At 69.0% G+C, this 15,187-nt stretch carries 15 protein-coding genes; 5 read left to right on the top strand and 10 right to left on the bottom strand.

Features of this window, described 5'->3' with window-relative positions:
* Positions 1 to 3: 3 nt before the first annotated feature.
* The 5 genes from NC595_RS11825 to NC595_RS11805 all read right to left on the bottom strand — a co-directional run bounded on the left by NC595_RS11825 (position 4) and on the right by NC595_RS11805 (position 5,564).
* Entirely contained in the window at positions 4 to 933 is a 930-nt protein-coding gene (locus tag NC595_RS11825) for a GGDEF domain-containing protein (RefSeq protein WP_253566671.1), read from the bottom strand.
* A gap of 287 nt (positions 934 to 1,220) precedes the next feature.
* A complete protein-coding gene (locus tag NC595_RS11820; protein WP_253566670.1) occupies positions 1,221 to 2,027 on the bottom strand; it encodes an SGNH/GDSL hydrolase family protein in 807 nt (268 codons plus the stop codon).
* A 66-nt stretch (positions 2,028 to 2,093) separates the two neighbouring features.
* On the bottom strand, positions 2,094 to 2,459 hold the full coding sequence (locus NC595_RS11815; protein WP_253566668.1) for a hypothetical protein: 366 nt from the start codon (positions 2,457 to 2,459) through the stop codon (positions 2,094 to 2,096).
* Positions 2,460 to 2,624: 165 nt separating this feature from the next.
* The gene (locus NC595_RS11810) at positions 2,625 to 4,577 is read right to left on the bottom strand and encodes a M61 family metallopeptidase (RefSeq protein ID WP_253566665.1); all 1,953 of its coding nucleotides are present in this window, start codon (positions 4,575 to 4,577) and stop codon (positions 2,625 to 2,627) included.
* Positions 4,578 to 4,745: 168 nt separating this feature from the next.
* Positions 4,746 to 5,564, bottom strand: a complete 819-nt coding sequence (locus NC595_RS11805) for an HDOD domain-containing protein (RefSeq protein WP_253566663.1) — start codon at positions 5,562 to 5,564, stop codon at positions 4,746 to 4,748.
* 331 nt (positions 5,565 to 5,895) lie between these two features.
* Here NC595_RS11805 and NC595_RS11800 point away from each other — a divergent pair, with 331 nt between their 5' ends.
* Both NC595_RS11800 and NC595_RS11795 read left to right on the top strand, forming a co-directional pair.
* Positions 5,896 to 6,456, top strand: coding sequence for a hypothetical protein (locus NC595_RS11800; RefSeq protein WP_253566661.1), 561 nt, complete (start codon positions 5,896 to 5,898; stop codon positions 6,454 to 6,456).
* Positions 6,457 to 6,687: 231 nt separating this feature from the next.
* Complete coding sequence (locus tag NC595_RS11795; protein WP_253566659.1) at positions 6,688 to 7,980, top strand: MFS transporter; 1,293 nt, start codon at positions 6,688 to 6,690, stop codon at positions 7,978 to 7,980.
* A 23-nt stretch (positions 7,981 to 8,003) separates the two neighbouring features.
* Here NC595_RS11795 and NC595_RS11790 read toward each other — a convergent pair whose 3' ends face one another.
* From NC595_RS11790 to NC595_RS11775, 4 genes are all read right to left on the bottom strand, one after another.
* Positions 8,004 to 8,528 (bottom strand): iron chaperone, encoded by a 525-nt coding sequence (locus tag NC595_RS11790; RefSeq protein ID WP_253566657.1) that lies wholly within the window; start codon positions 8,526 to 8,528, stop codon positions 8,004 to 8,006.
* Positions 8,529 to 8,570: 42 nt separating this feature from the next.
* Entirely contained in the window at positions 8,571 to 9,014 is a 444-nt protein-coding gene (locus tag NC595_RS11785) for a VOC family protein (protein ID WP_253566655.1), read from the bottom strand.
* On the bottom strand, positions 9,011 to 9,460 hold the full coding sequence (locus NC595_RS11780) for a helix-turn-helix transcriptional regulator (protein ID WP_253566653.1): 450 nt from the start codon (positions 9,458 to 9,460) through the stop codon (positions 9,011 to 9,013). Before NC595_RS11780 ends, NC595_RS11785 begins: the two co-directional genes overlap by 4 nt.
* Positions 9,461 to 9,810: 350 nt before the next feature.
* Positions 9,811 to 10,368: a cysteine hydrolase family protein gene (locus NC595_RS11775; RefSeq protein ID WP_253566651.1), complete on the bottom strand. Its 558-nt coding sequence runs from the start codon at positions 10,366 to 10,368 to the stop codon at positions 9,811 to 9,813.
* A gap of 128 nt (positions 10,369 to 10,496) precedes the next feature.
* Here NC595_RS11775 and NC595_RS11770 point away from each other — a divergent pair, with 128 nt between their 5' ends.
* Positions 10,497 to 11,381, top strand: a complete 885-nt coding sequence (locus NC595_RS11770) for a LysR family transcriptional regulator (protein ID WP_253566649.1) — start codon at positions 10,497 to 10,499, stop codon at positions 11,379 to 11,381.
* Positions 11,382 to 11,392: 11 nt separating this feature from the next.
* Here NC595_RS11770 and NC595_RS11765 read toward each other — a convergent pair whose 3' ends face one another.
* The gene (locus tag NC595_RS11765) at positions 11,393 to 12,352 is read right to left on the bottom strand and encodes a hypothetical protein (RefSeq protein WP_253566647.1); all 960 of its coding nucleotides are present in this window, start codon (positions 12,350 to 12,352) and stop codon (positions 11,393 to 11,395) included.
* Between the two features lie 485 nt (positions 12,353 to 12,837).
* On the opposite strand from NC595_RS11765, the gene NC595_RS11760 reads away from it, so the two are divergent.
* Both NC595_RS11760 and NC595_RS11755 read left to right on the top strand, forming a co-directional pair.
* The gene (locus NC595_RS11760; RefSeq protein WP_253566645.1) at positions 12,838 to 14,031 is read left to right on the top strand and encodes a cyclic di-GMP phosphodiesterase; all 1,194 of its coding nucleotides are present in this window, start codon (positions 12,838 to 12,840) and stop codon (positions 14,029 to 14,031) included.
* A 46-nt stretch (positions 14,032 to 14,077) separates the two neighbouring features.
* Positions 14,078 to 15,133, top strand: coding sequence for a sensor domain-containing diguanylate cyclase (locus NC595_RS11755; RefSeq protein ID WP_253566643.1), 1,056 nt, complete (start codon positions 14,078 to 14,080; stop codon positions 15,131 to 15,133).
* Positions 15,134 to 15,187 lie beyond the last annotated feature (54 nt).

The raw sequence follows: 15,187 nt of genomic DNA, 5'->3' as shown, positions 1-15,187 counted from the left end.
CGCCTAAAGGTGCCTGCGCACCGTACCCGGCACCCACTGCGCCATCATCGTTTCGTCAGCAGCCACGGCATGGTTGCGGCCGCGCTGCTTGGCCACGTACAGCGCCGCATCCGCCCGCGCGAACAGCTCGTCGAGCTGGTAACCCTGATCGGGATCGGCCTGGGCCACGCCGAGGCTGAGCGTCAGGCCGGGAACCGGCGGCTCGGCGTGCGGAGCGCGTGCGGCCACCGCCAGGCGCAGGGTCTCGGCCAGCGCGAGCGTGCGCGCGGCATCCTGGCCCGGGCTGGCGATCATGAATTCGTCGCCGCCGAAGCGGCCGAACAGATCGTCGCTGACCAGGTGCTCACGCACCACGCCGACCACCAGCGCCAGCGCCGCGTCACCCACCAGGTGGCCGTGGCGGTCGTTGATCTGCTTGAAGTGATCCAGGTCGAACACGATCAGGCTCAGCGGCTGACCGTACTTGGACAAGTGGTCGATCCGGTCGCGCAACTCGGCGCCGAACGCCTGCCGGTTGAGCGTGCCGGTGAGCGGGTCGTGCATCGACAGGTGCTGCAGCTTCTCCGACTTGCGCTGCAGGTGGCTGTGGGCCGACTTCAGCACGCGCTGCTGGCGCGCAAGCCGCTCGGTCTCCGCCTTCAGCCGTTGGCTGTGGCGCCAGGCCGTCCACCAGGCAGCGGCCAGTGCGGCCAGCAACACCAGCCACGGCCAGGTCGGCGCCTCGTGGAGCTCCGGCGGCGAACCGGGAGCGGCCCTCGCTCCCGCCGGCAAGGCGTCCACCACGCGGGTCGGCGTCGGTGCCGAAGCGGCCGGGGCCGGTATGGATGCGGCAGGCGCGGGCGCCACCCGGGATGCCGTCGCTGGCGCCTCCGGCTGCAAGCCGGCGGCGCGCCCGGAGCCGCTGGCCACGCGTGCAGGAGCGGGCGCCGTCACGATGGGTACCGTGGCCGGCAACGTCGCCGGCTGTCGCAGTGCCTCCGGTGGTGGTGGCGGGAATCGGCGCGGCGGTGGCATGCCGGGCGGCGGCGGGGGCGGCGGCGGACGCATCCCGCGCGGCGGCGGAAAACGAGCCGGGTCCCCCTGCTGCCCGTGCGCGGGCATCATGCCGGCACAAGCCAACACGGCGGCCACCAGCAAGCCAGCCAGTCGATGCATTCCCTTGGACTCCCCCTTTTGATCCGCCTCACTTTAGCGGGAGCCATCGGGAGCTGCCATGCCACTCAGCGCACGCGGGGCGACTCTGCCAGCGCCGTGTCGATCGCCCTGAGCGCCAGCGGTGCCATGATCGCGTACCCGGCCGGCGTCGGATGCACGCCGTCGGCGGCGAGCCGGTGATCCAGCCCGCCCCGCGTATTGGCCAGCGCGTCGTAATAGTCGAGATAGACCGCGCCCTGCGCCTTCGCATAGTCCTTCAACCATGCATTCAGCGCGCGGATCCGACCCGCCGGCTGCAATCCCGGGTGCCAGGGGTAGTCGGTGGTCGGCAGCACCGAAGCGAGAATCACCCGTATGCCATGGGCCCGGGCCAGCTCGGCCATCGAGCGGAAGTTGTCCTCGATCATCGGCAAGCTGGCCAGTCCGGTATTGCCGGCGATGTCGTTGGTACCGGCCAGGATCACCACGGCCGCCGGGTGCAGGTCGATCACGTCCTGCCGGAAGCGCACAACCATCTGCGCGGTGGTCTGCCCGGAAATCCCCCGATTGACGAACGGCTTGCCGGGAAAGAACGTCGTGCCGGGCGCACGCCCCCACGCGTCGGTGATCGAATCACCGTAGAACACCACGCGCTGCTCGCCGGGCTTCGGCGCCGCCAGCCGCCGGTTGTCCGCGCGGTAGCGCTGCAGTTGCGGCCAGTCGGCCAGCAGCTGCTGCATCGAGGCGATCTGCGCCAGGTCCAGCGATGACGGCGGCGCGGTGTAAAGCGGGTTGATCGCCGCTGGTTCGCCCTCCCTTCCGGTGGAAGCCCGGGCCGTCCACGACAGCGCCAGCACCAGCAGACCCACGACCACACGCGACACTCGGGACATCCGGACCACTCCACGACAGGCAGACCCGCGCAACGGTAGCGCAAGGCAGCGTGATGCCCCAGCGGATCAGTCGTAGGTCTGCACCACCAGCAGCGGCCGCTGGCCCGTGGATGACGCCGACGCCGCCTGATCGCCGAATTGCCGGAGCGCGGGCAGCGACTCATGGTCGTTCAGACGGATCACCTCGCGGCGGTAGGTCGAGGGATTGCCTGCATCGCCCCCGCCACCGTCGGCGACCGGCGCGCCACACGAAAACACCTGGGCCGGCCCGCCCACCTCGGCGGGCAGACGCGTCACCGGGCCTGCGGCGCAGGTGGGCGTGACCACCGCTCCGGAAAACTGGATCAGTCCTTCGCCGGCCCAGGCCAGGCTCATGCCGATGGCAACGAGCTCGAGCGCGACGGCAAACGCACCACGCCATTCATTCCGCATGACCGCACCTCCCAGGTGTGTCGCGGGAGTCCCGGCGGACTCCCGCACCCGACGTCGTCCCTGCCGGATGGCCACTCTGCCCGCATCGGTGACGGCGGCAGCTGATTGATGTCAACTGCCGCCCACCAATAATGTGATTCAAATCACATTATTGAAGCGTGACGACTATTTCTGGGCGGTGATGATCTGGTCCAGGTAGTCCGGCGTGCCTTTGACCCGCTCCAGGTGCGGGTACTGCAAGCCGCCGTGGTAGTCGACCGCCACGTGCCGGTAGCCGCCCTGATACTTCAGCAGCAGGTCGATTGGTGCCTGGCTGGCTTTCGCGGCCGTGATCGCCTGCTTCAGCACGTCCCTGGAATAGTCCTGCCCGTTCACTGCGACGAGGGTCGCGCCGGTGCTGACGCCCGCCTTGAACGCCGGACCGCTCCAGCGCACGTCGTTGATCACGCCACCATCGGCCATGGTCAGGCCGATCGACCAGGTGAAGTTGTAGAGATGGCGAGACGGCTCCGGCCGGCTGTTGTACTGCTTTTCGTACGGGCTTTCCTGGTCGGTGTAGACCAGCTTCCAGCCGGTGCCTTCCAGGCCGTCCAGCAGCGGCGGGGAAAGGGTATCCACACGCTGGCGCAGGAAGCTCGCCCAGTCGTACTTCGCCACGCCATCGAGGGCGGCGACCACGTCGTCGAAGGTGTACGTCTTGGTCACGTAGCTGCCGTTGTCCACGCCGAAGAACGCCCTGGCGAAATCGTCCAGCGACTTGTGGTCATGGGTGAGCGCACGCAGCTTGGCATCCACGGCGAGCCAGACCATCTGGCCTGCGCTGTAGTACTCCTCGCTCATCTGCCAGCTGCGGTACGGCAGCGCGGCACGGCGTGCCGCGGTCGGGTCGTTGGTGGTGTCCTCCAGCGTGCGCCACCGGAAACCCTCGCGGTTGCGGTCGTAGTTGGCCGCCACCATCGCCAGCGCATCGCGGAACTGCTCCGGCGTCCACATCCCGGCGCGCGCAGTCAGCACGAAGCCCCAGTACTGGGTCTGGCCCTCGTAGACCCACAGCAGCGAGTCGCCCATCGGCACGTTGAAGTTGGGCGTCCACAGGTCGGCGCCGCGGCGGAACTTGCCGTTCCACGAGTGGGTGTATTCGTGCGCGAGCAGATCGCGGCCCGGTGCGGCGTCATCCCACGCGGTGAAGTAGTCGGCGCCCAGGCCGTTCTCGCTGGACTGGTGATGCTCCAGACCATTGCCACCCAGCTCGTCGGAGAGCGAGAACAGGAAGTCGTAGTGGTCGTAGTGGTGCGAGCCGAACAGCTTCGTCGCCTGCACTGCCAGGTTGCGGTGGACCTGCACCTGGTGCGGCGTCATCACGAGGTACTTCGGCGCATCGGCGACGATGTCCAGATGCACCGGCGCCCCGCCGGGCGGAGTCAGGTCCACCCGTTTGAAGTACTTGCCGGCGTAGATCGGCGAGTCCACCAGGTGGTTGAAGGTGACCGGTTTGAAGGTGATGGTGCGGCCCGACTGCGAAACGGTCTCCAACGCACTGCCGAACTGCCAGCCCTGCGGCAGGCTCACGCTCGGTGCGAAGGTGATCCGGCGCGAGTAATAGCCGGCCGGATACAGCGCCACCTTGTTCCATTCCAGGTCGAGCATGCGGTCGGTCATCTCGAAGCCGCCGCGGCGGTCGGACAGGTACTGGAAGGTCACGTCGAGGCTGGACACGCCCTCGGGCACGTCGAGATGGAAGGCGTAGACGTCGTACTTGTCGCGCGTCCACTTCAGCGGCTTGCCGCCGGCCTCGATGCGCAGCCCGGCCAGCATGGCGATCGGGCCGGTCGGCGAGTGGTCGCCGGGGATCCACTGCGGATACAGCAGCGTAAAGGGACCCGGTTTCACCGGCACGGTCTCGTGCACGCGGTAGATACCCTGCCGGGTGTCGCTGGCATCGACGTGGACGACCACGGTGCCGGGATACGGCACGTCCTGCGGCGGAGGCACGTTGCCGCTGCGCGATTCCTGGGCGCTGGCGACCGCGCTGCCCAGGACCAGTGCGATGGCCAATGCGACACGCGAAAACTTGCAGCTCACGGCGAGCGGCGAACCGTTGGCGGGAAGGGAGAACATCGGCGGCTCCAGCAGCGTTGGTAAACCCCGGAACTTAGCACCCGCCGGCAGGCGATGGGCCGTGCCGGAAGCCATCTGGCGATGGCTTCGTCCGAAACCGGTCGCCAGCCCCCTCAAACTCCCTCCAGTGACACGCCGCTGCGGACACTCAAAGGAGCGACATCGCAGCTAGCCAAGCACCTCGGCGAAGGCGCCGTCGGCCTCCAGTGTCTTTGGCAACAGCCTGAACACGACATCCAGCTGCACGCCGTCCATCAGCGGACCGTCCGCGGCGAGGCGGGCTTCGTCGCCGATGCCGCCGTGAACGTCCAACGCATCGGCGATATGCACGGCCTGCGCCACCAGCAGCGGCATGACGGACCCGGCCGGCGCCTGCATCGGCCGGGCCTGGTAGGCAATCGCGTGCTGGATAAGGCGTGGCAGGTTCCAGCGTCGTGCGAGCTCCGCCCCGACCTCCGGGTAACCGAACCCCGGCTGCAACGTCCCATCCTCGGCATGGGCTGCGAACGACGCAACCTGTTGCAGCAGCTTCGCATACTCCGGCGCAGCCGTCTGGATCAGCAGCTCGCCGAGGTTGTGCATCATGCCGCAGATGAACGCGGCCTCTGCATCGATGCCGCGCTGCCGGGCCAGCAGCCGGCCGATGCTGGCAACTTCGAAACTGTGTCGCCAGAAGCGCTTCAGGTCGAAGCGGCCTTCGGGACGGAAGACGCCGGTGACCGCCGAGGCGAGCACCAGCGTGCGCAGCATGTTGAAGCCCAGGCGCAACGCCGCATCGGCCACATGCGTGCAGTCGCGGGCCCCGTGGAAGCGCGCCGAGTTCGCCAGCTGCAGCACCTTGGCGGCAATCACCGGATCGCGCTCGATGGTGCGGGCAAGCTCGTCGATATTCGTGTCGGGATCGTCGAACTGACGCAACAGCTCCTGCGCTACCCCGGGCACGGTGGGCATGTCGTGCAGCTTCTCGAACAGCTCGTCCAGATTCATGCGCACCTCGCGCGCCGGATGGAATACATGCCCGCTCGAACCGCCAGCGGCATCGCCGACCGGCGGCCGGCATCCCGGCTTATCGGCATGTCCCCGGGGGAAATGAAGGGCATGCCGCGCGATCCAGCGGGTCATGCCCCCAGCCATGGCGTCCGCGCTGCCGGCTGGCCCGACACGTCAACCCGCACGGGCTCAATACGGGCCGTCGCCGGCGGCTGCGACATACCGCCCCATCCGGCCGGACAGGGACATTGACGGCGATCAAGATCGCGGATCCGCGGCGCCCCAGGATGGCAGGCGTGCCATGTGGCATGCCCAACGAGGTCTCCCCATGCGAATGAAACCGACTCTGATGCTGGGCGCCTGCCTGGCGATCGCCGTCCCGGCGCTGGCCATGGCCGACCAGGCCCGCGGCAGTCGTGGCGGCGGCCAGCAAGCCGGTCAGGGAACCATGCAACAGGACCGCCTGCATGACCGTATCCGTGACCCGGCCCACGACATGGATCGCGACCGCACCCGCGACCGCGACAACCGAATCTATGGCTATTCGCTGATGACCCCGGCCGAGCGCTCGTCCTACCGATCGCAGATCATGCAGATGAAGACGCTGCAGGAGCGCGAGGCCTACCGCCAGCAGCATCAGGAACAGATGCAGCAACGCGCCCGCGACCGCGGCGTCACCCTGCCGGGCATGCAGAGGCAGGGCAACGGCCAGGGTTCGCCGTCGCAGATGCGGCAACAGAACCAGAACCAGAACCAGACGCAGAACCAGACCCAGCAGCAGATTCGGAATCAAGAGCAGGGTCAGGATCAGAACCGGCAACAGGAACAGACCCGCCAGCAGGAGCAGCAGCAGGAGCAGACCCGCAACTCCGAGGGCAACGGCTCCTGAGGCCTACCCATTCTCCCCTTGTCGCGCCCGCCCCCGGATCGCGACGTGACGCGCCCGCGCAACGCGGGCGCTTTTTTTGAAGCGCCACAGCTTCAGCTGCGGCGCCGTGCCCGGCCCGACGCGTTCACCTCGCTGTGCTGTGGCCCGCGACTCCCGAACGCGCACGACCATCGGCCCCGATCTCCCGGCGACAGTTAACATCGGGCACTTCCCCGCCTGCGACGCCCGGACATGCCCGCTGCTTCGAGCCGAACCGCCACCGTCTCGCGCCGATCGATGATCGTCGCTGCGTTGTCCACCGTGGTGGAGTGGTACGACTTCACGCTGTACCTGTATTTCGCCACTGTACTGGCCCGGGTGTTCTTTGGCGGCGGCGCTACGTCGCTGCTTGCCACGCTGGCCGGCTTCGCCATTTCCTACGCGATGCGCCCGCTCGGCGCGATGGTCTTCGGGCACGTCGGCGACCGCATCGGCCGCCGGCGCACCTTGCTGCTGTCGATGATGCTGATGACTGCCGCGATGCTCGCCACGGCACTGCTGCCGGACTACGCCGCAATCGGCCCGGCCGCCGGCGCGCTGCTGCTTGTGCTGCGCTGCTTCATGGCATTCTCGGTGGGGGGCGAATACACCGGCGTCGTGGCTTACCTGCTGGAGGGCGCGCCGATGGAGCGCCGCGGCCTGCTCACTTCGCTGGCATCGGCGGCAAGCGAAGTGGGGGCACTGCTCGCCGTCGCTTTGTCGGCGTTGACCGTCGGCGCACTGACTCCGGCCGAACTCGCGGCGTGGGGCTGGCGGATCCCGTTCTTCGTCGGCGCGGCACTGGCCGGCACGGTCTGGTTCGCACGCTCGATGATGCAGGAGTCGCCGGATTTCGAGCGTCAGGTCGCCGAATGCACCGTCCCCGCCTCGCCTCTGCGCCATACGCTGCGCCACCACCGGGCGGCCCTGCGGCGGACCTTCGCGGTGTCGGCGCTGGGCTCGATCACCTATTACGTCGGCATTACCTACGTGCCGGCATTCCTCACCTCCTCCGGCGTGCTGGCCGAGGGACGATCGCTGTGGCTGTCCACGCTGGCGGCCGTCGCGGTGATCGCGGTGACGCCGTTCACCGGCGCACTGTCCGACCGGATCGGACGCAGGCCCGTCCTGCTATGGCTGGCGGCGGGCAGCACGCTGCTGCCGCTGGCGATGTTCGCGGTGATGGGACACGGCGGCGAGATCCCGATCGCGCTGGGGGCGCTCGTGCTCGCCTGCCTGGCCGGTGGCGTCAGCGCGGTGGGCGCGTCCGCCACGGCCGAGCAGTTTCCCGGCGAAGGCCGGCTGAGCGGTCTGGCGCTTGGCGTGACCATGGCCACGGCGATCTTCGGCGGACTGACCCCGTTCCTGGCCGAACTGCTGGTGAAGCTTACCGGCTGGACGGCGCTGCCCGGGGCGATGATCGCCCTGGTCGCACTGGCCGTGCTGCCGGTCCTCGTGCGCATGCCGGAAACCCGGCCGACCGCCGGCGCGCGGGCGTCCGGCTGAGCCGGGCCGGACGCGGACCACGCCTACCCCGCCGCCCTCGCCACCAGTGCCGAGATGCGTGCCTCGGTGGCGGCATCCAGCGTCTCCAGCGCGAACGCGCTTGGCCACATCGAACCCTCATCGAGTCTCGCCTTGTCGCTGAAACCGAGCGTCGCGTAGCGCGTCTTGAACTTCGACATGCCCTGGAAAAAGCACACCACCTGACCGGCGTCATTGGCGTAGGCCGGCATGCCGTACCAGGTCCTTGGCACCAGCGACGGTGCGCTCGCCCGCACGATGGCGTGGATCCGCGTGGCCATCACCCGATCCGGCTCGGGCATCGCGGCGACCTTGGCCAAGAGGTCCGCTTCGCCGTCCGCGGCCTTCCTGCCCGGGCGCGAGGCCGCTTTCAGCTCCTGCGCGTACTCGCGCATCGCCGCCTGCTCTTCGGCGGTAAAGCCGCGAGCGGACCGCGCTGCCGACTTGGCGGTCGACTTGGCCGTCGATCCGGCCACCGATTTGGCCGCCGGCTTCGCTGCGGGCTTCTTGCCACCTTTCTTTTCCGCCATGTCCATCTCCTTTGCAGTGTGTCGATCCTGACTCGACTGGGATCAGCGCCGCTCCTGCACCCTGAGCAGGTTGCCAGCCGGGTCGCGCACCGCGCAATCGCGCACCCCGTAGGGCTGCATGGTCGGCTCCTCCACGATCTCCGCACCGCTGGCCTGGATCCGCTCGAACGCGGCATCCAGATCCGGCGTGGCCAGCAGCAGCATGGCGTAGGTGCCCTTGGCCATCATTTCGGCAATCGTGCGTTTCTCGTCCTCGGTGACGCCGGGACTGGCCGACGGCGGAGCCAGCACGATGGAGGTTTCCGGCTGCCCCGGCGGTCCGACGGTGATCCAGCGCAGGCCCTGGTAGCCGACGTCGTTGCGCACCTCGAAGCCCAGCGTATCGCGGTAGAACGCCAGTGAGGCGTCCGGGTCGGTGTGCGGAAGAAAGCTGGCGTGGATCGCGATGTCCATGGCGTTGGCCTCGGGTGTGGAAGGAGCGGTCATGCTAGATCGGGCTCGTCCGCCGGCGCTTCTCGAATCCTGACCGGTCGCGTCACTTGCCGGGCCACGCACGAGGGCATCCCGCGCGTCGCCTCCGCCGCCTCGCGTCGATAGACACCGGGAGACACGCCGACCAGCTCGGTGAAGCGGGTGGTGAACGTGCCCAGCGAGGCGCATCCGACCGCGTAGCAGACCTCGGTCACCTGCAGATCGCCCCGCCGCAGCAGCGCCATCGCCCGCTCGATGCGGCGGGTCATCAGGTATGCGTGGGGCGACTCGCCGAACGCCAGCCGGAATTGGCGGCTCAGGTGGCCGGCGGACATGTGCACGCTGCGCGCCAGCGCCTCGACGTTGAGCGGCCGCGCGTATTCGCGGTCGATGCGATCGCGCACGCGCCGCAGGCGGGCGAGGTCGCGCAGATGGCGGGACGGGGCGGATGGGTGGGCCACGCCAGGATTCTCCCACGCACGTCGCACGGGCTCACAGCCTCGCGCGGGCCCGGCCGGCGTCGGTCCCCACGCGTGAGACGGGAGCCGTGGTGCCCCTCCGACCGGCAAACCGCCGCCTCGCCTGCGAACGGATTCGCGCCCGCCCGCCTCCGCCGTTCACCCCGCAGGGAGGAGGCACGCAAGCACCGGCGCGCCCGGTGGCATCCTGGCGCGGGCGAGTTGCATCGCACCGCGCTTTGCGTGGCCCACGGCACGCCGGCACCCTACGCATGGTTGCGACGGCGCGCCGGCCGGGAAGACGTTGCCTGTCCACTGGGCGCGACGCTGCCACGCCCCTCACCGGCCGCGTGTCACACCACGGCGATCACCGCGTCGGTATCGACCACCGCGGCAAACTCCTCGCGCAGGTCGCTGAGCGCACTGGCATGCACCTCCCCTGCGGGGCGCATCGTGCCGTCCATGCCCATGCGCTCGAACGTCGCGGTGGCGTCGGCGACGATGCTGGTGGTGAAACCGAAGTTGCCGGCCATGCGCGTGGTGGTGGACACGCAATGGTTGGTGGTCAGCCCGACGATCACCAGGCCCTCGATGCCGGCATCGCGCAGGTCGTGCTCCAGCGTGGTGCCGATGAACGCGCTGTTGACCGACTTGCGGTAGACCGCCTCGCCCTCGCGCGGCATGGCCTCGGGCTTGGGCCGATGACCCGGCGTACCCGGGCGGAAGGCGCCGTCCGGCGCGGCCGAGTCGTGCTGCACGTGGATCACCGGCCGGCCCTTTGCACGAAACGCCGCCAGCAGGCGTGCGATGTTCGCCTCGGCGCCAGGATTGTTGCGCGCGCCCCAGCGCGGGTCGTTGAAACCCTGCTGGACATCGATCACGATCAGCGCGGTCTTGCGGGGAAGGATCATCGTCACGGTCGCTCTGCCTGTCGCATGCGCCTGGATCCGGCGCGGTGGCGGCATGGTCCGGGCCGATGCCACCCGCTCCAAAACGCCGATGGACCCATCGGCCTCGCCGATCACCTCACTCTCCGCGTATGGACATCGAACTCCGCCACTGCCGGGCATTGATCGCCCTTGCCGAACAGCAGGGCATCGCCCGCGCGGCCAAGGCCCTGGGCGTGGCGCAGTCGACGCTTTCCGAAACGCTGTTCTCGCTCGAACGCGCGGTCGGCTTCGCGATCACCGAGCGCGCGCCGGGCAGCGGCGCGACGCTTACCCGGCAGGCTTCCGCGCTGCTGCCCCATGCGCGGCGGCTGGTGCAGGTGGCCGACGAGACGATGGCCTTCGCGCGTGGCATGCAGCCGCAACGCTCGCTGGCCATCGGTGCCTCCGAGTCGATCGGCACCTATGTGCTTCCCGGTGTGCTTGAGCACCTGCGCAAGACCTGGCCCACGCTCGCCGTGCAGGTCCGCACCGGCTTGTGCGCGGAGCTGCGCCAGCTGGTATCGGCAGGCCGGCTGCAGGCCGCCATCACCATCGGGCCGAGCATCGACCAGGCGGTACCGTCCGACCAGACACTGCAGCAACTGGCGCAATCGCGACTTGCGCTGTTCCGCGCGCCGGCGAGCGCCGAGCCGCCCCTGGTGCCAGGTCTGCCCGCTCCCGCGATCTGCGTACCCGACCCGGAAGGCGCACTCAACGCGCTGCTCTCCACCTGGTTGCGCCACCTGGGCATTGCCGCGTCGCTGCACTCGGCCGGATCGGTGGAGGCAGTGAAGCGGCGGGTAGCGCATGGCGGCGAGCTGGGAGCGCTGCCGCGCTACGCCGTCGCGACCGAGCTGGCGCGCGGCGAACTGGTGGAACTGGCCACGCCGCAGCCGCTGCCAGCGATGGTGCTCGAAGTCACCGCACTCGACGGTGCCGCCACCGGAGGCCCCCTGGGCAGCCTGCTGGACGGGCTACGCCTCGTCCGGCTCTAGGCCGTCACCGGTCAAGGATGGCCAGTGCCATCCTGACCGTCACCCTTCCGGCCTCTGTCTTTGTCCGACCGGCCCTTTCCGCCGGAGTCGTCCTTGCCACGTGCCTTGGGCGCCGGCTGCGCACCCTGCTGCGGTGGCCGGGCGCGCTGCTGCAGTTGCTGCTGGACATCCTGCTGCTGGCGGTTCCGCTGTTCCTGTTGCCGCTGGACATCCTGCTGCTGGCGGTTCCGCTGTTCCTGTTGCCGCTGGACGTCCTGCTGCTGGCGATTCCGCTGTTCCTGTTGCCGCTGGACGTCCTGCTGCTGGCGATTCCGCTGTTCCTGCTGTTGATCGTTCTGCCGGGGCCAGCTGCGCGACGGCTCGCTACGGCGACGCTGCTCGAGAACCTGCCTGCTCACCGTCTCGCGCGGCTGGTAACGATAGTTGCGGGATTCGATCGAACGCTGCTGCTCCATTTGGCGGGGGTAGTGGCTGCCGGTGTAGCTGCGCTGATAGGTCGGCAGCGGCGCCGGTGCGGGCACGGAGCGGCGATTCCAGCGATCCCACCCGCTGCGCTGCCGTTCCCAACCGGGTCCCCAGTGTTCGCCCCAACGCGGAGGCGCGCTCGGGGGCCAGCCGCCGAAGTAAGGCGGCGGTCGACGGTAGTAGCGCACCGGAATGCGCAGGATGAACAAGGGCACGTAAGCCGGCGAAACCAGATACCAGGGCCCGTTGTACCAGGTGCTCCAATACCAGCCGTCGTCCACGTACACCCAGTACAGGCCGTCGTAGAAGAAGTAGTTCTGGTCGATGCTCGGGTCGTAGTACACCGGGTAGCCAGGAATGCGATCGAACGTCGGATACGTCGATACGACGAAGCCCAGGCTCACGCCGCGGTCGCTGATGCCTATGCTCAGCCGGGTCTGGGCCCATGCCTGGGTGCAGGCCACGGGGGAGAGGAAGATCGCCAGGGCGAGAATCACGTAACGCATGGTCTGGACTCCCATGGATGGTCGGTGTCGCGCTGCCTCGACTGCCCTCGCGCGCGATCGACTCCGGCCGCCGCAACGCAGATGGGGACCGTCACCGTAGCCCCGCGTCGACGTCGACGACTTGTCCAGGATCAAACGATGCTCAGGTCGGGGGAGCGGCGAGGGCGCATCCGGGGAGCCTCCGCCCCTGCAGAACCACGCCCACCCACGCCCGGCATCACGACATCGCCGTCGGCGCCCGTCGCCGGCGCCCATACCGGACGAACCGGCATCGTTACGCCCGGCGACACCCCGCCAGCGGCCTGCCGCCAGGCCTGGCCGCCACTCAAGTACGCCTCGTGCGGGCCGATAACCGAACGCACGGTCCGGAACCCGAACGGAGCCCGCCCAGGGGCAGGTCGCCAAAGCGATCGATCGCCCCTGCCACGATGACTCCGCCCGGTACGCACCCACGCAGAACCGACGAGATTTGGATTGCCCCGAACATGACCTCGCCGCTGAAGAAGATCGTCGCCACCCAGGTGGTTGCGGGGATGTACGTCCGGAAGATCGAGGGCAACTGGCTGGATCATCCGTTCTGGCGGGGATCGTTCCTGGTCGAGCCCGGCGAAACCCTGGTCACGCTGCGTGCGCTGGGGCAGCAGGGTGTGTGGATCGACACCAGCAAGGGGCTGGATCTGGCATCCGGACCGGTGACCTCTTACGCGGCGCCGGTCATCGAGACGACGCCGGAGCCGTCGCCCGAACGCTCGGCCTTCGGCGACGACTACGCCGCGGCCGAAGCCATCCGCGAACGCGCCAGGGGCGTGGCGAAGTCGCTGTTCGGCGAGGCGCGCATGGGCAAGGCGCTGAGCATGGACGCCGCTGCCGAGGTGGTGGACGAGATCAGCGAGGTGATTGCCCGCAGCCCCGCGGCGATGCTGAGCGTGGTCCGCCTGAAGAACAAGGACGACTACACCTACCTGCACTCGGTCGCCGTCGCCGCACTGATGATCGCCCTCGGCATGCGCCTGGGCTACGAGGGCGAGACGCTGAAAGAGCTCGGCGTGGCCGGGTTGCTGCACGACATCGGCAAAGTCGGCATCTCCGACGCGGTGCTCAACAAGCCCGGTCGCCTCAGCCCGCTGGAGCTGGCCACCGTGCGGCAGCACCCGCAGGTCGGCTGGGACATCCTGAGCCGTGAATCGGCCGCCGGCCAGATGGCACTTGAGGTGTGTCTGCACCATCACGAACGGACCGACGGCACCGGCTATCCGGGGCGCCTGTCCGGCGACGCGCTGAGCGAGGTCGCACGCATGGGTGCGATCTGCGACGTCTACGATGCGATCACCTCCGAGCGCTGTTACAAGCCCGGCTGGGAGCCGGCCGAAGCCATTCGCCGCATGGCCGAGTGGCAGGATGGCCATTTCGACCGCAGGATCTTCCACGTCTTCGTGAAGCTCATCGGCATCTATCCCACCGGCACACTCGTGCAGTTGGCATCCCAGCGACTGGCCGTGGTACTGGTGCAGGGCAACGGCAGCGCGCTGAACCCGATCGTGCGACTGATCTGCACCCTTCCCGACCGCACGCGGCTGGAACCGGAAACGCTGGACCTGGAGGGCTCGGACGATCGCATCGTCGCCATCGAAGATCCCGCCCATTGGGATCTGGATGTTCCCGCCCTGCTGCGTGCATGAGGCCGGAACAGCTCCCGCCGGCCCGCCCGCAGGCATCCCGAAGCCCATGAAGAACGACCCGTCCAGCAACCCGTTGCGCCAGCTCTACCGGCGCACCTACGTCCTGCGCGTGCTGGGCATGGGGCTGGGCGCCCTGCCCATCGCCGTGGTGTTGCAGCAGCGGCACGGAAACTGGCAGGCATGGGCATGGGCGATGCTGGTCTGCTTCGCCTGGCCGCACTTCGCCTTCCTGATGGCCCGCCACGGCAGGGACCCGGCCGCCACCGAACGACGCAATCTGCTGCTCGACTCGTTCTTCGCCGGCACCTGCGCCCCGCTGATGCATTTCAACCTGCTGCCGTCGGTCGTGCTGATCGCCGTGGTGGCGGCGGACAAGGTCACCACCGGCATCCGCGGGCTGTGGCCTCGCTCGCTGGGCTGGACCGCCGCGGGCATCGTGCTGGGCGGGCTGCTCACCGGCTTCGCCGCCGCCCCCGCTTCCGACATGGCGGTGGTGATGGCCAGCTTGCCGATCCTGGTGATCCACACGCTGGTGGTCAGCGCGATCAGCTACAGCCTGGTGCGCCGGGTGCAGCTGCAGAACCTGCGCCTGAAGGAACTGGCCCATACCGACCCGTTGACCGGCCTGCATACCCGACGCCACTGGGAACAGAGCGTCGCCGCGATGCTGGCGGCGTTGCGCCCGGACGCCACCGCCACGCTGCTGCTGATCGACCTGGACGACTTCAAGGTGGTCAACGACACCCACGGCCATCCGATCGGCGACGACGTGTTGCGCGCGATTGGCACCATCGTGCGTGAGCAGGTCGCCGACCGCGGCCCGGCCGGGCGACTGGGGGGCGACGAAATCGCCCTCGTACTGCCTGTCGATCCGTCCGGGGCGGGCGCGATCGCCGAGCGCATCCGCGCCGACGTGGAGAGCCTGCGCTTTCCGCTCGCACCCTCGCTGCGCTGCTCGGTGAGCATCGGAATCGCCCCCCGGCCGCACGGCGGAAACCATCCGCGCGAATGGATCGAGGCGGCGGACCGTGCGCTCTACCAGGCGAAGGACGCGGGCAGGAACCGCGTCGGCGGCCACGCGTCGGACATACCGCCGGTCTGACGCACAGGCAACCTTCCTCGTCCGGCACATCCGCCGACCCGATGCGATGGCCCG

This window comes from Dyella lutea, assembly GCF_024158035.1.
Lineage (GTDB): Bacteria > Pseudomonadota > Gammaproteobacteria > Xanthomonadales > Rhodanobacteraceae > Dyella_A > Dyella_A lutea.
Note: the sequence above shows the minus strand (reverse complement) of the source record. Positions and strands in the feature narration are given on the sequence as shown.